General features: G+C 67.4%; 15 protein-coding genes. 7 read left to right on the top strand and 8 right to left on the bottom strand.

Annotated features, from left to right (window positions below; translation table 11 throughout):
- Positions 1-125: 125 nt before the first annotated feature.
- Both NA11_RS14125 and pth read left to right on the top strand, forming a co-directional pair.
- Positions 126-716, top strand: a complete 591-nt coding sequence (locus NA11_RS14125) for a 50S ribosomal protein L25/general stress protein Ctc (protein WP_069162316.1) — start codon at positions 126-128, stop codon at positions 714-716.
- 24 nt (positions 717-740) lie between these two features.
- Positions 741-1,319: an aminoacyl-tRNA hydrolase gene (gene pth / locus NA11_RS14130; protein ID WP_069162317.1), complete on the top strand. Its 579-nt coding sequence runs from the start codon at positions 741-743 to the stop codon at positions 1,317-1,319.
- A 57-nt stretch (positions 1,320-1,376) separates the two neighbouring features.
- On the opposite strand, the gene NA11_RS14135 is transcribed toward pth, so the two are convergent.
- The 3 genes from NA11_RS14135 to NA11_RS14145 form a co-directional block, all read right to left on the bottom strand.
- Positions 1,377-1,886, bottom strand: a complete 510-nt coding sequence (locus NA11_RS14135; protein WP_069162318.1) for a pyridoxamine 5'-phosphate oxidase family protein — start codon at positions 1,884-1,886, stop codon at positions 1,377-1,379.
- Between the two features lie 68 nt (positions 1,887-1,954).
- Complete coding sequence (locus NA11_RS14140; RefSeq protein WP_069162319.1) at positions 1,955-3,601, bottom strand: fatty acyl-AMP ligase; 1,647 nt, start codon at positions 3,599-3,601, stop codon at positions 1,955-1,957.
- Positions 3,602-3,752: 151 nt separating this feature from the next.
- Positions 3,753-4,415, bottom strand: coding sequence for a lysophospholipid acyltransferase family protein (locus NA11_RS14145; protein WP_069162320.1), 663 nt, complete (start codon positions 4,413-4,415; stop codon positions 3,753-3,755).
- Positions 4,416-4,521: 106 nt separating this feature from the next.
- Between NA11_RS14145 and NA11_RS14150 the strand changes: the two genes are divergently transcribed.
- Positions 4,522-5,079 (top strand): TetR/AcrR family transcriptional regulator, encoded by a 558-nt coding sequence (locus tag NA11_RS14150; RefSeq protein WP_069162321.1) that lies wholly within the window; start codon positions 4,522-4,524, stop codon positions 5,077-5,079.
- A gap of 48 nt (positions 5,080-5,127) precedes the next feature.
- On the opposite strand, the gene NA11_RS14155 is transcribed toward NA11_RS14150, so the two are convergent.
- The gene (locus tag NA11_RS14155; RefSeq protein ID WP_069162322.1) at positions 5,128-6,315 is read right to left on the bottom strand and encodes an aminotransferase class V-fold PLP-dependent enzyme; all 1,188 of its coding nucleotides are present in this window, start codon (positions 6,313-6,315) and stop codon (positions 5,128-5,130) included.
- 202 nt (positions 6,316-6,517) lie between these two features.
- Here NA11_RS14155 and egtA point away from each other — a divergent pair, with 202 nt between their 5' ends.
- From egtA to egtD, 4 genes are all read left to right on the top strand, one after another.
- Positions 6,518-7,873 carry an ergothioneine biosynthesis glutamate--cysteine ligase EgtA gene (gene egtA / locus NA11_RS14160; protein ID WP_084654607.1) on the top strand — a complete coding sequence of 452 codons (1,356 nt, stop codon included), beginning with the start codon at positions 6,518-6,520 and terminating at the stop codon, positions 7,871-7,873.
- Positions 7,874-8,021: 148 nt separating this feature from the next.
- Entirely contained in the window at positions 8,022-9,362 is a 1,341-nt protein-coding gene (gene egtB, locus NA11_RS14165; RefSeq protein ID WP_069162323.1) for an ergothioneine biosynthesis protein EgtB, read from the top strand.
- Positions 9,362-10,180 (top strand): ergothioneine biosynthesis protein EgtC, encoded by an 819-nt coding sequence (gene egtC, locus NA11_RS14170; protein WP_069162324.1) that lies wholly within the window; start codon positions 9,362-9,364, stop codon positions 10,178-10,180. The genes egtB and egtC overlap by 1 nt, the downstream gene beginning before the upstream one ends.
- Positions 10,177-11,148, top strand: a complete 972-nt coding sequence (egtD, locus tag NA11_RS14175; RefSeq protein WP_069162325.1) for an L-histidine N(alpha)-methyltransferase — start codon at positions 10,177-10,179, stop codon at positions 11,146-11,148. The genes egtC and egtD overlap by 4 nt, the downstream gene beginning before the upstream one ends.
- 4 nt (positions 11,149-11,152) lie before the next feature.
- On the opposite strand, the gene NA11_RS14180 is transcribed toward egtD, so the two are convergent.
- The 4 genes from NA11_RS14180 to NA11_RS14195 form a co-directional block, all read right to left on the bottom strand.
- Positions 11,153-12,580, bottom strand: coding sequence for a serine/threonine-protein kinase (locus tag NA11_RS14180; RefSeq protein ID WP_069162326.1), 1,428 nt, complete (start codon positions 12,578-12,580; stop codon positions 11,153-11,155).
- 96 nt (positions 12,581-12,676) lie between these two features.
- Positions 12,677-14,386 carry a serine/threonine-protein kinase gene (locus tag NA11_RS14185; RefSeq protein WP_084654609.1) on the bottom strand — a complete coding sequence of 570 codons (1,710 nt, stop codon included), beginning with the start codon at positions 14,384-14,386 and terminating at the stop codon, positions 12,677-12,679.
- A 114-nt stretch (positions 14,387-14,500) separates the two neighbouring features.
- The gene (locus NA11_RS14190; RefSeq protein ID WP_069162328.1) at positions 14,501-15,160 is read right to left on the bottom strand and encodes a DUF2461 domain-containing protein; all 660 of its coding nucleotides are present in this window, start codon (positions 15,158-15,160) and stop codon (positions 14,501-14,503) included.
- Between the two features lie 90 nt (positions 15,161-15,250).
- On the bottom strand, positions 15,251-16,441 hold the full coding sequence (locus tag NA11_RS14195) for a Fic family protein (protein ID WP_069162329.1): 1,191 nt from the start codon (positions 16,439-16,441) through the stop codon (positions 15,251-15,253).
- Between the last annotated feature and the right edge of the window lie 18 nt (positions 16,442-16,459).

The following is a 16,459-nucleotide window of genomic DNA, read 5'->3' on the forward strand; positions in this document are numbered from 1 at the left end:
CGGCTCGGCTTCCGGCCGTCCTCGTTTGTTCTTCGCCCGACGAGTAGACCAACCTAGCCAGGGCGGATAACAGTCCCTGGCGCACTGTTGACAGCCCGGAACAGCCGTAGGGAGTAGATCCAGTCATGTCCGACGCCAACCTTCTCGAAGCCGCCGTCCGCACCGAGTTCGGTAAGGGTGCCGCCCGCCGTACCCGTCGGGCCGGCAACGTTCCCGCCGTCCTGTACGGCCACCAGGCCGACCCGCAGCACCTGTCGGTCAACGCCCAGGCCTTCTCCGCCATCCTGCGCGAGCACGGCACCAACGCGGTGCTCAACCTCGTCATCGACGGCAAGAAGCAGCTCGCGCTGACCAAATCCGTTGTGGTGCACCCGATTCGCCGCTACATCGAGCACGCCGACCTGCTCATCATCAAGAAGGGTGAGAAGGTCACCGCCGACGTCAACATCATCATCACCGGCGACGCGGCCTCCGGCACCCTGGTCACCCAGGACGTCACCACGATCTCCATCGAGTCCGACGCGATGAACATCCCCGAGTCCATCGAGGTCTCGGTCGAGGGCGTCGAGGCCGGCACCCAGATCAACGCCGGTTCGCTGCCGCTGCCGAAGGGCGTCACGCTGAACATCGACGCCGAGACGCTGATCGTCAACGTGATCGCCGCGCCGCAGTCGTCCGCCGAGGCGGAAGAGGCTGCCGCCGAGAGCGCCGAGTAAGAACTACGGAATCGGTTCATCTCGATGACCGAATCCACCGGGCCCGCGCTCGTTGTCGGACTGGGTAATCCAGGCGCCGAATACGAGCGGACCCGGCACAACGTGGGGTTTCTGGTCGCCGACGTGCTCGCGGAGCGCGTCGGCGGCCGTTTTACCGTGCACAAGAAGTCCGGCGCCGACCTGCTGCAGGCCCGGCTCGACGGCCGTCAGGTGCTGATCGCCAAGCCGCGGTCCTTCATGAACCTGTCCGGCCGCCCGGTCGCCGCGCTCGCGAAGTTCTTCTCGGTGCCGCCGACCGAGGTGATCGTCGTGCACGACGAACTCGACCTGCCGTTCGGCGAGATCAAGCTCAAGCGCGGCGGCGGCGAGGGCGGGCACAACGGGCTCCGCTCGGTGTCGAGCGCCCTCACCACGAAGGACTATCTGCGGACCAGGATCGGCATCGGCCGCCCGCCCGGTCGGCAGGATCCCGCCGACTATGTGCTCAAGCCGTTCGCGGCGCCGGAGCGCAAAGAGGTGCCGGTGATCGTCGAGCAGGCCGCCGACGCGGTGGAACTACTGCTGCGCGTCGGCCTGGAAACCGCGCAGAACCAGGTGCATTGAGCGCCTGCGTGGCGAATTCGCCACGCAGGCATCGTTTCTCGGTGTCGAGTCGGCCAGTCAGCTGAATTGGTAACGGGTTTGGCTGAACGGCTCGCCCTTGCCGAAGGCGAGCACCTTCTCCGGGGCGATCGCGAACACCGGCGCTGTGTTGCCCCTTCCGTCGTTGAAACCGCCGTCGACCACGGCGAAGTCCCAGTCCAGCTTGGCTTTCCACAGCGCGGACAGCTCGTGCAGCGTCGCCGGATCGGTGATGCGGGCTACCGTGCCCTCCAGCACAACGTCCAGGCCCGCGTTCATCGTGTTGGTGCCGGTGCTGAGCACACACCGCGGCTCGGCCGCGAGGTTCACCGCCTTCTGTTCCTTGCCGCCGGTGCAGAAGTGCAGGCTGCCGTCGTGCCAGATCGCGGGCAGCGGCGCCACGTGCGGCCTGCCGTCGGGCCGAGTGGTGGACAGCCAGAACATCTCCGAGGTGGACAGCACCTCGGCGACCGAGGACCAACTGGGCGCGGTGGCGCCTGCGCTGCTGAATTCCGGGTTGAGGACGGCAACGGGTTCGAGCTCGGGCATCACTGATCTCCTTCTCTCGGATATCAGTACAGACGATGTCGGCGGCGCGAATTCATCGCCGCGGTCCGTCAGCGCAGGTGGATGGCGGTGGCCGCGCGGCGCAGCTTGCCTGAGGAGGTCTTGGGGAGTGCGCCGGGGCCGAGGATGGCGACGGTGCGTGGCCTGGCGCCGACCTCGGAGAACACCGCGTGCACGATCTCGCGCTCGATGCGCTTGACCTCCTCGGGATTCTGATGGTCGTTGCTCTCCACCACCACGGCGAAACTTTCCCGCTTCTGCCCGGCGTCCAGGCGCACGGCCACCGCGTTGCCCGGCCGCACCCCCTTCACCCGGGTGGCCGCGCGTTCGATGTCGGTGGGGTAGATGTTGCGGCCGCCCATGATGATCACGTCCTTGACCCGGCCGCACACCACGATCAGGCCCTCCTCGGTGAAGTACCCGATGTCGCCGGTGTCGATCCAGCCTGCGGCGTCCTGCGCCGGACGGAACCCTTCGACCGTGACATAGCCGGAAGTGACCGCCGGGCCCCGTAATTCGATGAGGCCGACGGATCGGGTCGGTAATGTCTGGCGCTCCGCGTCGACGACCCGGCCCTCCAGATGGTCGACCAGATAGCCGAGCGTCGGCAGCCTGCGGATGTTGCCTGGGTGCCCGTGCTCGTCGGGTACCGGAACGGCCTTACCGAGCGCGTCGAGCAGGTCGGCGTCGATCACGTCGAGCACCTGACCCCGGCCTGGATCCGGGATCGACACGGCCAGTGTGGTTTCGGCCATGCCATATACCGGGGTCAGCGCCAGCGGGTTGAGCCCGAAGCGCTTGCCTGCCTGCGCAAGCGTCTCCATCGTGTCCGGGTCGACCGGCTCGGCGCCGTTCCACATGTAGCGGACGCTGCTGAGGTCGAACGCGCCGTCGTCGGCCTGCTTCAACCTGCGGGCCAGCAGCGAGTACGCGAAATTCGGTGCGGCGGTGACGGTGCCGCGATACTTGTCGATCAGGTCGGCCCACAGCAGCGGGCGCATCAGGAAGTCCAGCGGCGTCACGCACACCACCTCGGCGCCGATTTGCATGGGGACGCTGAGGAATCCGACCATGCCCATGTCGTGGAACAGCGGCAGCCAGCTGATCATCACGTCGTCGTCGAGCTGGAACTTCACCCGGTCGAACATGGCGTACGCGTTGACGAAGAAGTTGCCGTGCGTGATCCGCACCGCCTTGGGTGATCCGGTCGATCCGGAGGTCAACTGCTGCAAGGCGATATCGTCCTCGGTGGTCGGCACCGGGTCGGTGTCGGCGCCGTCGCGCAGCTGGTCGATGCGCACCACGGTGATGCCGCGCTCGCGCAGCAACGACTCTGCCGCCTCGAACGGGGCGCCGAGCACCACCGCGCGCGCCTCGATCATGGTCAGCACGGCCTCGGTGTCGCGGGCCCAGACCACCAGGTCGGTGCGCGGGGTCGGCTGGTGCAGCATGGTGATCGACGCGCCGCGCATCCAGATGGCCTGGCAGGCTGGCGCGATATCGACCGGCATGCCCGCGAGCACGCCGACGGCATCACCGTGCCCGATGCCCGCCGCGGCAAGGCCGCCCGCCATCTTGCGCGCGATCCGATGGATTTCTCCCCACGACTGGCGCAGCGGTGCAGCTGGTTCGCCGGTCACCAGCCCCCGGGTCGACGCCTGCGCCGTCGCATACATCTCGTCGGTGAACCTGCTCAACGTCGACTCCCTCATCACGTTGCTGTCGGTCGCCTGCCGACCTGCAACCAACTATCCCGCCATTCCGGCGTGGCGTTAACCCCCTTCCCGCGTGTCTTGGTTTGCTGGAGTGTCGCGGAATACCGGACGGAGCGGGCGGAATGCGCCTTTTCTAGCCGCGGAAAGTGGCGGCGTAATGGTCGACGTAGTGACGGCCCGTGCGGGTGGCGAGCTCGCGCATGAGCTCATCGGTTGCGGTCCTGGCAACGGCACGAGCATCGGCCTCGACGGGCAGGTAGTAGCGCGGGGCGCCGAAGCTGATGCGGACCTTGCCGAAGCGCATCAGTCGTTTACCGCGCGGATTGACGTGGTCGGTGCCGGAGATAGCGACCGGGATCAACGGGGCGCCGGTCGCCAGCGCGACGCGCAGGGTGCCGGTGCGGCCGCGGTAGATGCGCCCGTCCGGGGAGCGGGTGCCCTCGGGATGGATGGCCCAGATGCCGCCGGATTCGAGAATCCGGGTGGCTGCGGCGAGTGCGTCGGCCGCGGCGCTGCCGCCGGTCCGGTCGACCGGCACCTGGCCGGACACTGTGTAGAACCACCGCTGGCAGCGGCCGCGCAGTCCGGTGCCGGTGAAGTACTCCTGCTTGGCCAGGAAGGTGACCCGCCGCGGCAGCACCAGGCACAGGTACAGCGAGTCGATGAACGCGAGATGGTTGGCCGCGATGATCACCGGTCCGGTACGCGGAACCTGGTCGAGCCCTTCGATGTCCGGCCTGCCGAGCAGCCGAAGTGCTGGGCCGACCAGTACATACTTGAAGAGCCAGTACCACACGTGAAACCTCCCGGAGTGAATGTGTAGACACTGTCTACCGCATCGGAGTAGACAGTGTCTACACCCAGTGAGGGGAGTTCGGACGGCAGCCGTAGACAATATCTGCATGGATCAGCGTGAACCGCTCAGGGAGCGGCTGGTCGACGTGGGCGTCGAGCTACTCGAAGAGGTCGGCGCGGCGCAATTGGGACTTCGCGCGATCACGCGGGCCGCCGGTGTCTCCCATGGGGCGCCGCGGCGGCACTTCCCGACGCATCGTGCGCTGCTCGCTGCCGTCGCGGCGCGCGGGTTCGCCGATCTGATCGAACGGTTCGCCGCGATCGAGGCGGCGGACCCGCGGGATCGCTTGGCGCGCATGAGCATCGAGTACGTCGAGTTTGCCCGGCTGCGGCCGGAGATGTTCGGCCTGATGTTCCGGCACGATCTGCTGGAGGGGTCCGGCGAGAATCTGCGTGCGACCACCCGGCCGCTGTTCGGCCGCTTCGCGGGCCTGGTCGCCGCGGCGCATCCAAGCGTGCCCGATCCCGAGTTCCGCGCGTTCGCGCTGTGGACGAGCATGCACGGCATCGCAACGCTCTACGCGAATCGCAGCCTGCACCTGATCGGCCCATCGGTCGACATCCGCGCGCTGGTCGACCGCGAACTCGAATTGCACTTGGCCTGAACGGATTCGGTTCCACGGCGCGGTAGCGCGACCGAGTCGGCCTGGCGGTCAACGCAATGCGGCCACCGCGGCGACAAAACGATCCAGTTCCTCGAAGCTCACGAAGTAGTGCGGCGAGGCGCGCACCACGGAGGTGAGTCCACGCCATGTCATGTCGAGCAGGGTCGAGCCCGCGTGACTCACGGTCACCGTGATGTCTTGTGCGGCAAGGCGATCGCGCACCTCGATCGAGTCGATGCCCGCCACCGTGAACGACACGATGCCGCTGCGCCGGACGCCGAGATCGCGCACGGTCACCCCGTCGATCTCCGGCAGGCGTGTGCGCAGGTGCTCGGCACGGGCGGCGACGGCGGCGTAGACGTTGTCGGGGCCGAGCTCGAGCAGATAGTCGACGGCGGCGCCGAGCCCGAGTCGCCCGGCCACGTCGCACTCCCAGAACTCGAAGCGACCGGCATCCGGTGCGAGCCGATACTCGTCGGGGCCGGTCCATGCCGCGCTGTGCAGATCGAGCCGCTGCGGTTCCATCGTTGCCGCCAATTCCGGCCGGACGTAAAGGAATCCGGTGCCGCGCGGGCCACGCAGCCACTTGCGTCCGGTCGCCGAGAGCGCGTCGACGTCGAGGTCGGCAACGTCGATCGGGAGCTGCCCGGTCGACTGGCAGGCGTCGAGCAACACCAGCGCACCTACCGAATGCGCGATACGGGTGGCCTCCGCGGCCGGGTTCACCAGGCCGCCGTTGGTTGGTGCGTGCAGCACCGACACCACCTTGACCCGTTCGTCGACCAGCGCGGTCAACGCGTCGAGATCGAGCTGTCCGTTGCCGTCGCTCGGGATCGTCTCCACCGTGGCCCCGGTGGCACGGGCGCGCTGCAGTGCCGCGATGGCGTTGCTCGCGTAGTCGGCTTCGGAGATGAGGATGCGGTCGCCCTCGGCAAGCGGGATCGAGTAGAAGAAGTCGGTCCATGACCGAGATGCGCTGTCGCTCAGCGCGATACTGGTCGGCGCCGCGTTGATCAGCGTGCCGATCGAGGTCTTCACCGCGGCGAGATCGGCGAGGCGTTCGTTCGCGGCACGGTAGCCGCCGACCTCGGCCTCCCGGCGCAGATGATTGACGGTGGTGTCGAGGACCACCTGTGGAGGCAGCGACGAACCGGCGCTGTCGAGGAACACCAGTCCTGGGTCGGTACCCGACGCGCATCCTGGGGTATCGGCTCGCACACGATCTTGATCCAGCATGGTTCCGACCCTATCGGGGCGGCCGAGATCACTTCTTGTCGATTTCTTGTCGGTCGGTCTCGCTACTCTGGATGAATCGCTGTGTGCCGGACACAGGACGGCAACACGGTGATAACGGAACAACGGCGGACAAGAACCACGGCGGACACGAACCCACGGCAACCAGGTGCCACGGTTGCTCGCACAGCAGGTGGAGGTTGGTATGGCGGTCACGCTGGAACATTCAGAGCTGGTCAGTCGCGTTATCCACGACGGAGACCTAGGGTCGCGGGCCGCCGCCGAGGCGTATATCGGCGGTGTCTGCTTCAAGCAGGGCCCACCCACGCTGATCGGCGCCGAGCTCGAGTGGCTCACCGTGCAGGGTGAGTGTCCGGCGTCAGGCCCCTCGGCCGCCCCGCGTCCGCAGCTGACTGCTCTGGCGGATGCCCTCGGACCCCACGCACCACGGTCCATCGCCCCCGATTCTCCGGCGCTAGCGTTGCCAGGGGGCAGCCGGGTCACCATCGAACCCGGCGGTCAAATCGAACTATCCAGCGCACCGTTCGCTGATGCCGCGCAGCTGACTTCCTCGCTCCGCGACGACGCCCGCTATTTGCGGGACCTTCTCGAATCTCGATCCATCCGCATGGTTTCCGCTGCCGCCGACGCGGATCGCCACCCCGAACGCCTGCTCCAGCTGCCGCGCTACCGCGCCATGGAACAGAGCTTCGGCGGCATCGGCCCCTACGGCAAGCTGATGATGTGCAACACCGCCGCGACCCAGGTCAGCGTCGATGCGGGCGCCGATCGCGCCGATGTCACCGCCCGCTGGACCGCGCTCTACGCCATGGGACCGGCCCTGCTCGCCGCCTTCGCCTGTTCGCCCGTGCTGCACAGCGCACCGCCGGGCGCATGGGCCTCCCAGCGGATGCGGGCCTGGCTGCGGCTCGACAATGCCAGGACGCGCCCGCCGCTGCTGGATTGGCCGGATCCCATCCTCGGCTACAGCCGGTGGGCGCTCGACGTGCCGCTGCTGTGCGTCCGAAGACCCGACGACACCGAGGGGCGCCCCGCCAACGGCAACGGCGCGGGGCATGACCTCAGTTGGTCGCCGCCGCCGGGGGCGACCTTCGCGGACTGGCTGTCCGGCGCACTCGACGACGAGGTGGGCCGCAGGCCCGATCGCCATGATCTCGACTATCACCTGACCACGCTGTTCCCGCCGGTGCGTGCGTCCGGGTACCTGGAGGTCCGCTACCTCGACGCCCAGCCCGGCGACAGCTGGACCGTGCCCATCCATGTCCTCGACGCGCTGCTGTCCAGCCGTGCCGTGATCGCCGAGGCGACCGCGCTGGCCGCACCGCTGGCCGGGCACTGGCTCGACGCCGCGCGATACGGCCTCGCCGACTTGGACATTCGTGCCGTGGCCGTGGACCTGCTCAGCCTGGCCGCCGCCAACGCACGCGGCACGGACGCCGCACGCGAGATCGAGGCCGCCGCCGAGCGATGTCGCAACGGCCGGATTCCCACCGCGGAATCCGGTGCGCACGGGACGGGCGGTTCCGGAGTCACTTCGTGAAAGGCCTCGGTCGGCGCAGCGCCGACCACCGTCGTCGGCCCCTCGGCCGAGGACATCAGCAGCATGCTGCCGCACCGATTCGGCATGGCCTGGCATCGGACGATGCGCCGTGGCCGCAGCCGATAAGCACAACCACCGGAGACCTATCATGACCATTCATTCGCCTGCCACCGACAACTCCGCGACCGAGCGCCTACGCGACCAGATCGCCGCCGTGCTCACGCGGGCGCGGCAGCGCACCCTCACCCTCACCGACGGCATGGACGAAGCCGAACTGACCGCGCAGCATTCGCGGCTGATGAGCCCACTGGTCTGGGATCTCGCGCATATCGGCAATCAGGAAGAACTGTGGCTGGTCCGCGACGTCGGCGGCCGGGAACCGATCCGTGCCGACATCGACGAGCTGTACGACGCGTTCAAGCATGCGCGCGCGAATCGTCCGACCCTGCCGCTGCTCGACCCGACCCAGGCACGTGGCTACGTCGGCACCGTGCGCGACAAGGTCTGGGATGTGCTCGACCGCAGTGAGTTACGCGGATCGCCGCTGATCGACGGCGGCTTCGCCTTCGGCATGATCGCCCAGCACGAACAGCAACACGACGAGACCATGCTGGCCACCCACCAGCTGCGCACCGGCGCGCCGGTGCTGACCGGGCTCGCCGTTCCGACCGTCGCCGCGCCCGTCACCGGTGAAGTCGTCATTCCCGCAGGCGAATTCACCATGGGCACCAGCACCGACCCGTGGGCGCTCGACAACGAGCGCACCGCACACCGCGTGCGGTTGCCCGGCTTCGCGATCGACGCCGCACCGGTGACCAATGCGCAATACCTGGCCTTCCTCGATGACGGTGGCTACGACCGCCCCGAGCTGTGGTCCACCCACGGCTGGGCGCATCGGCAGGAGGCAGGCCTGGTCGCTCCGCAGTTCTGGGAGCGTGATTCCTCAGGCAACTGGTGGCGCCGAGTCTTCGGCGTGCTGACCCCGCTGCGCCCCCATCAGCCGGTGGTGCACGTCTGCTGGTTCGAAGCCGAGGCCTACGCGAACTGGGCGGGCAAGCGGCTACCCACCGAGGCCGAATGGGAGAAGGCCACCACGCACGACCCCGCCACCGGTGCGGTGCGCCGATTCCCGTGGGGTGAAACAGAACCCGACGACACCACCGCGAATCTCGGTCAGCGCCACCTGGAACCGGCCGACGTCGGCGCCTATCCGGCGGGTGCGACGCCTGCGGGTGTGCATCAGCTCATCGGCGACGTATGGGAGTGGACGGCTTCGGGTTTCGAGCCGTACCCGGGTTTCCGCGCCTTCCCCTACCGGGAGTACTCCGAGGTCTTCTTCGGCGGCGACTATCGCGTGTTGCGCGGCGGTTCCTTCGGCACCGATCCGGTCGCCTGCCGCAGCACCTTCCGCAACTGGGATCACCCGATCCGGCGGCAGATCTTCGCCGGCTTCCGGCTCGCCAGGGATCTGGTCGAGGGGGAGGGCTGATGTGCAGGCATCTCGGGTACCTCGGCCCGGCCGTCGGCGTCGGTGACCTGCTCACGGCCGGCACACATGCGCTGCGCACCCAGGCGTGGGCGCCGAACGACATGCGCGGCGGCGGCACCATCAATGCCGACGGGTTCGGGGTGGCCTGGTGGCGGGACGGGGTAGCCAGCCGCTACCGCAATGCCGCGCCGATCTGGACCGACCCCGCGGTGGAAGAGGTGCTGCCGCAACTGCATTCGACCGCAGTGCTCGGCTCGATCCGGTCCGCCACCGTCGGCATGCCGATCGAGCGGGCCGCGTGTGCGCCGTTCACCGCCGACCGCTGGGCGTTCAGTCACAACGGGGTGGTGCCGAACTGGCGACCGGTGCTGTCCGCGGTGTCGTCAGACTTGGACACCGCCGCGACCTATTCCGGCGCGACCAGGCTGCTGGAGACCATCCGGCTGCTCGACGCGGAGGCGCCCACCGACGCCGCAACGCTCTGGGTGTTGTTGCGGCAGTTGCTGGCAGGCGTCGAGCCGGGTGGTTTCCTCGAATCGCCCGCGGCCGCCCTCGGCCTGCTGGCCTCCACCGTGCTCCGGCACGCGCCGGCGGCGCGGCTGAACCTCCTGCTCGGCGACGGCGAAACCCTCTGGGCGACAACGGTGTACCACTCGCTGTCCGCCCTGGTCACCGACACCGTTGCCGTGCTCGCCTCCGAACCCTACGACGACGATCCGCAGTGGCAGTCGATTCCCGACCGCAGTCTGGTGACCGCCCGCCCCGGGCGGCTCACCATCGACCCCTTGACCAACGGCACGAAAGGCCCATCGCTATGACCGCACCGACGCTGGAGATCCACCTATCCGACGACGACCTCACCTCGGCACTGCGCGCGGACGCCAGGCTCGGCCTCACCGCGGATCCGAAGTGGCTGCCGCCCAAGTGGTTCTACGACGCGCGCGGCAGTGAGCTGTTCGAGCAGATCACCGAGCTCCCCGAGTACTACCCGACGCGCACCGAACGCGCACTGCTGGAGCGGGTGGTCGGCGAGATCGCCAGGGTCGCCCAGGCCGAGGTGCTCGTCGAGCTCGGTGCGGGCTCCGCGGCCAAGACGCGGCTGCTGCTCACCGCACTGACCTCCGAGGGGCCGTTGAAGACCTATGTGCCCCAGGATGTCTCGTCCTCGGCGTTGCGCGCCGCGGCCGACGAGATCGCGGCCGAGTTCCCCGGTCTCGCCGTGCACGGTGTGGTCAGCGACTTCACCGATACCCTGCACAACCTGCCCGGCGGCGGGCGCAGGATGATCGCCTTCCTCGGCGGCACCATCGGCAACCTGATTCCCGCCGAGCGTGCCGAATTCCTCGGCAGCATCTACGACGTGCTCGAACCGGGTGAGCAGCTGCTGCTCGGCGCAGGACTGGTCATCGACCCGGCGGTCCTGGTCCCCGCCTACGACGACGCGGCAGGCGTCACCGCCGAGTTCAACCGAAATGTGCTGCACGTGTTGAACTCCCGCCTCGACGCCGACTTCGCGCCGGAGAAGTTCGAGCACATCGCGCTGTGGGACGCGGAGCACGAATGGATCGAAATGCGGTTGGCGGCCACCGAAGACATGACCGTTTCGGTGCGCGACCTGGATCTCACCGTGCAATTCGCCCGCGGCGAGCAGCTGCGCACCGAGATCTCGGCCAAATTCCGGGTCGACGGCCTGGCCGCGGAGCTGGCCGCCGCAGGCTTCGAGACCGAGCAGGTGTGGACCGACCCCGACGACCGATTCGCTCTCGTCCTCGCGGCGCGTAGCTGAGTAGCTACCTGCGTGCGGAACGACCGTGTTCTAGCCAGCGGATTGTCGAGGGCGAGAACATATTCCACAGCACGGTCAGGGACACCAGCGCCACCGGGGTGGCGATCGCCAGGATGGCCTGGTCAGCGCTGACCAGGCCTTGGGCGACAAGGGCAACCGCACCGAACGAGACGATTCCGGAACCGAGCGCGACTGCCCACCGTCCGAGGCGCTTTCGGGCCAACAGGGCAATGGACCCGCCGATGAGTAGCACCGCGAGCGACCCTGAAATCAACCCGCCCGCGATCAACCCGACGGTGTCGTCGAAGGCCTGACCATGCCCGACTATCAGCCCGAAAACTGCAGTTACGGTAGGGATCACGGCGATCAAGCCGAGTATCAGCGAAAGGACGGCAGCGAATTTCGCGCCACGGCCCCTTGGCGGCAGCGAAGGGGCCAGTGAGACCGGGGACATCGGTTCCAGGTACATCGATTCGCCGGTGTGGCGATCTGGCTGTGGGTTGTGCAGGGTCGGGGAGACACGACGCCACGGATCGGGTGCCTGCGGCGGGCTCGGCGCTGGTGGCGAGTTGAGTACCGTCGGTGCCGATCGAGCGCCGAGCGCGGACTGGCCGTGCAGGGCTGCTGTTGCGGCTGCGGCGAATTCGCTACAGGTGGTGAACCTGTCCTGACGTTGTTTGGCCATCGCGCGGGCGATGACGTCGTCGAGTGGTGGCGGTAGGTCGGGTCGACTTTCGCTCAGGCGTGGGACGGGTTTGGTGAGATGTCCGGTGATGATCTGGCCGGGGTTGGTCGATGGGAACGGTGTTTGTCCCGCCAGCAGGGTGTACAGCGTGCAGGCGAGCGAATATTGGTCGGCGCGGTGATCGATCGGTTCGCCGGAGAGTTGTTCGGGTGAGGCGTAGGCGAGGGTGGCGGTGAAGGTTCCGGTGGCGGTGAGTTTGGTGTCGGATTCGAGTAGTCGGGCGATGCCGAAGTCGGTGAGCACGGCCCGTGGTGCGCGTCCGGAATGTGATGGGGCGAGCAGGATGTTGGCTGGTTTGATGTCGCGGTGCAGTACGCCCTGGCTGTGTGCGTAGTCGAGGGCGTCGGCGGTGTCGGCGATGATCTGCACGACGTGGGCTGGCGATGTCGAGTGGTGGTCGAGGCGCGTCGCGTCGGTGCCTGCGATGTACTGCATGGAGATCCACAGGTGGCCGTCGTGGGTGCCGCGATCGTATATTCCGACTATCCCTGGATGTTCCAGGCGGGCAACGACATTGGCCTCTCGGATGAAGCGCCGCCGCAGCTCTTCGTCCTGAGACACCGCGCGGTGCAGTAGTTTCAGCGCAACCAGTCGGGGCAGACGCGGATGCCTGGCTCGATAGACGGTGCCCATTCCGCCCTGGCCGAGCACGTCTTCGATCAGATACTCGGCGAATGTCTGGCCCACCCCCAACACGAGAACGCCTTCCTCTCGACTCCCCTATGCCCGGGGATCATAATCGTGCCCGACCGGTCCGCGCGGCACGTCTCTCCGAGCCGGTGGTTATCGGCGGCCGGAGCGGCGCTGGGCGAGCCAGCGGGCGGTGGCGGGTGAGACCACGATCGCGAAGGTGATCAGCGAGAGGATCAGCACCGCGGCATAGAAGGCGTAGTAATCCTGGTCGTGCAGGCCGAAATCGACGATATGCCGAGCCGTAGCTCCGAGGGCAGCCAGTGACAGGATGCCGGTGCTGGCAGCGATGGCGAGCCTGCCGACGGGTCGTCGGGCGAACAGCGCGACGGATCCGCAGAACAGCAGCAGCGCCAGGGCGGCGGCGATCACCGCGATGAAGACCAGTTCACTGGTGAGGTCGAACGATCCGTAATACCTACGCCAGGTTGCGATCTCGCGTAGCGCGGTGACGGCGCGATACGCGGCAAACAGGCTGAGGATCGCGGCGAGGAAGGCGCCGGTTCGGGCAGCGCGGCCCGAAGGTGGCCGCGTCGTGACCGGCCGCATGGGTGGGTAGGACGGGCCGCCGCGCTGTGCCGGATCCGGTTGTGCGGTAGAAACGGACGAGCCGCCGCGCCTGGTCGGATCCGGTTGTGCGCCGGACACAGACGAGCTGTCGCGCCGCGTCGGATCTGGTTGTGCGGTGGATAGGGGCGAGCCGCCGCGCTGTGCCGGATCTGGTTGTGCGGTAGGCAAAGACGAGCCGCCGCGCTGCGCCGGATCCGGTTGTGCGGTAGCTACGGGCGAACCGCCGCGCTGCGCCGGGCCGGGTTGCGCGGTGGATAGGGGCGAGCCGTCGCGCCGCGTCGGATCCGGTTGTGCGGGCGGGGCGGCCCGCCGTGCTGGAGCGGGCTGCGGTGTCGGCGAGCCCGGAGCCGGTCGAGAGTTCAATGCCGTAGGTGCGAGCCGAGCGCCGAGCGCGACGCGTTGGCCGTGCAGGGCTGACGTCGCGGCTGCGGCGAATTCACGGCAGGTGGCGAACCTGTCCTGACGCTGCTTGGCCATCGCGCGGGCGATTACATCGTCGAGCGGTGGCGGCAGATCAGGTCGGCTTTCGCTGAGCCGGGGCACCGGCTTCGCGAGATGACCGGTGATGATCTGGCCAGGGTTGGTCGACGGGAACGGTGTTTGCCCAGCCAGCAGGGTGTACAGCGTGCAGGCGAGCGAATATTGGTCGGCGCGGTGATCGATCGGCTCGCCGGAGAGTTGTTCGGGTGAGGCGTAGGCGAGCGTGGCGGTGAAGGTTCCGGTGGCGGTCAGCTTCGTATCGGACTCGAGTAGTCGGGCGATGCCGAAGTCGGTGAGCACGGCCCGTGGTGCGCGACCGGAATGTGACGGGGCGAGCAGGATATTCGCCGGTTTGATGTCGCGGTGCAAAACGCCCTGGCTGTGCGCGTAATCGAGGGCGTCGGCCGTCTCGGCGATGATCTGCACGATATGCCCCGGCGGCGCCGCGCGCTGCTCGAGGCGAGCCGCGTCGGTGCCCGCGATGTACTGCATGGAGATCCACAGATGCCCGTCGTGGGTGCCGCGGTCATAGATGCCGACGACGCCCGGATGCTCCAGGCGGGCGACCACATTGGCTTCCTGCACGAAACGCCGCCGCAGTTCCTCGTCCTGGGACACCGCGCGGTGCAGCAACTTGAGCGCGACCAATCGCGGGAGGCGTGGATGCCTGGCCCGATAGACGGTGCCCATCCCACCTTGGCCGAGCACGTCTTCGATCAGATAGTCGGCGAATGTCTGGCCCACCCCCAACACGACGACGCCTTTCTCTCGAGCTCTCGGATCCAGGGGAGCATAACCGCGGCGGCTGGACGACGCCCGCCCGTGCGGTTGACCGGTGTCGAAGCCCATTCCGGGGGCTTGGGGCCGCTAGCGGCTGGCGCCCAGTGCCCCGGAACCGCTGACCACGGCGGCCAGCCATTCGATCAGCGGTCGCATCGTCTCCCAGGCGGCACGCACTTCCTTGGCCGTCCGCGGCGTATCGAGCCACGCCGGGGCACCGATCTCCTTGCCGCAGCGCAGGGATTTGTGCCGAAGCAGGTCGATCCGCGGATGGTCGGCCTCATAGCCCTTGGGCTTGGTCTTCAGCTTCTCCCCGTCGATGGTGTAGCCCGCCTTGGTGAGCTTGGCGAGGATGGCCTCGAGCTCAGGCCCGCGCACCTCGTCGGCGATGGTGGCGCGCAACTGCGCGATCTGCGCGGGCGAACCCTGATAGAATCCGCCGCCGATGAACAGCCCAGCCGCCCCGATCTGCACATACCAGCCGACCCCTTCCGCCGCGCGCACCACGGCCCCCTGCGCCGTCTTGTACGGCACCTTGTCCTTGGAGAACCGCACGTCACGATAGGGCCGAAAGATCTTGGCCGGACCAAACTCCGACTCCAACCCAGCGGTCAACGCAACCATCGGCCCCCGCACCGCAGACTCATAGACCTCCTTGTGCGCATTCCAAAACGCCTTCGAGTTGTCCGCTTCCAAGTCCTCATAGAAATCCAGGCCCGCGAGTGGGAACCCACTGAATCCGGTCATGGTGACAACGCTACGACTCCCTCGGACCGCCGGTTGTTCCGGCCGCCGCTGATCGAGTTGCGGGCTACGTAGTGATCGAGTGTCGATAGGTCACCGTGCTTGGCCACTGTCCCTTGGTTCTGCCAGCTTCGGGCGCATCCACGGGTAGGGATCGCGGAGTGGACTTCGCTCGGATCGGACCTTCGTACGCAATTCCACCAACGGTTGTCCGGCGGTATAGAAGCGCCCGCGCCCGGTGCCATGCGGCGCAAGAACGCCTGAGTCCGCCAGCTGCGCCAGGTCTCGCGTAGCCGTATGTCCCTCGATACCGGTCCGCTTTATGTACCCGGACCGACGGATCCGATAGCCGAGTACCGCGTCGAACATGATGTCGACGGTCCGTTCGGGCAGCGCGTTGTCCGCCGTCAGTTGGTCGAGGCCGATCCAGGTGCGGTTCGCCTCGACGATGCGCTGCGCCACGGTCTGTGCCTGCATGTGGTGTGCCCGCAGATTGAACGATATCCAGAGCTGTGCGTCAGCACGCGGCGCCCAATGACCTCGGCCGGTCAACGCCAGGGCGGCGTAGTAGTCCTCGGTATTGGCTCCGAGCCACTCCTCGATGCTGGAAAAGGTCGGCTCGCCGATATCCGATCTGGTCAGCACCAGCGTGGCCAACGCCCTTGCCATGCGCCCGTTTCCGTCGCGGAATGGGTGAATCATCACCAAGTTCAGATGTGCCATCGCCGACCGGACGAGTGGATCGTGGCCTGCGTTTTCCTGCAGTGATTCCACCAGCGATTCCATCAATGCAGGCACGGCTTGGAAGTCTGGACCCTCGTACACGGTCGAGTCCGTCTTGGCGTCATGCACATAGATGGGCCCTTGCCGGTATCGCCCAGGCGATTTCGCGGGCTCGTGTTGCAAGAGCATGAAATGCATGGCCCGCAACTCTGCCGCCGAGAATGTCGTCTGCTTGTCATCACCTACGGCCAGGACATAATCCAACGCCCGTTGGTAGCCCTGGATCTCGAGAAAGGTCTGCTGGTCGGCACTGAGCGGTTCGTCTCCGTCGATAGCTGCCGCTGCGTCGTCTTCTTCGACGTTGTAGCCCTCGATGCTGTTGGACCCTTGGATGGCTTTGGCCAAGGCCGATCGTCGCAGCCCGCCCTCCCAGCGTTTCGGGGTTCGCAGCATGTGACGCAACTCTTTGCGCATCTGGTGGATCTCACCGAGCACAACTTCATCTTCGCTGGTCAGCGCTGGTATCGCGTAGATCGGCGCATGTTGCGATGTTGCATTCATGTAGACATTCTACGCTTG

The organism is Nocardia altamirensis NBRC 108246 (genome assembly GCF_001612685.1).
GTDB classification, from domain to species: domain Bacteria; phylum Actinomycetota; class Actinomycetes; order Mycobacteriales; family Mycobacteriaceae; genus Nocardia; species Nocardia altamirensis.

Bases quoted from the DNA above. Each gene is read 5' to 3' on its own strand.
- NA11_RS14125 (WP_069162316.1), top strand. From the start codon at position 126: ATGTCCGACGCCAACCTTCTCGAAGCCGCCGTCCGCACCGAGTTCGGT.
- egtD (WP_069162325.1), top strand. From the start codon at position 10,177: ATGACCGCACCGACGCTGGAGATCCACCTATCCGACGACGACCTCACC.
- egtA (WP_084654607.1), top strand. From the start codon at position 6,518: ATGGCGGTCACGCTGGAACATTCAGAGCTGGTCAGTCGCGTTATCCAC.
- NA11_RS14135 (WP_069162318.1), bottom strand. From the start codon at position 1,886: ATGCCCGAGCTCGAACCCGTTGCCGTCCTCAACCCGGAATTCAGCAGC.
- egtC (WP_069162324.1), top strand. From the start codon at position 9,362: ATGTGCAGGCATCTCGGGTACCTCGGCCCGGCCGTCGGCGTCGGTGAC.
- NA11_RS14150 (WP_069162321.1), top strand. From the start codon at position 4,522: ATGGATCAGCGTGAACCGCTCAGGGAGCGGCTGGTCGACGTGGGCGTC.
- NA11_RS14195 (WP_069162329.1), bottom strand. From the start codon at position 16,441: ATGAATGCAACATCGCAACATGCGCCGATCTACGCGATACCAGCGCTG.
- egtB (WP_069162323.1), top strand. From the start codon at position 8,022: ATGACCATTCATTCGCCTGCCACCGACAACTCCGCGACCGAGCGCCTA.
- NA11_RS14190 (WP_069162328.1), bottom strand. From the start codon at position 15,160: ATGACCGGATTCAGTGGGTTCCCACTCGCGGGCCTGGATTTCTATGAG.
- NA11_RS14155 (WP_069162322.1), bottom strand. From the start codon at position 6,315: ATGCTGGATCAAGATCGTGTGCGAGCCGATACCCCAGGATGCGCGTCG.
- pth (WP_069162317.1), top strand. From the start codon at position 741: ATGACCGAATCCACCGGGCCCGCGCTCGTTGTCGGACTGGGTAATCCA.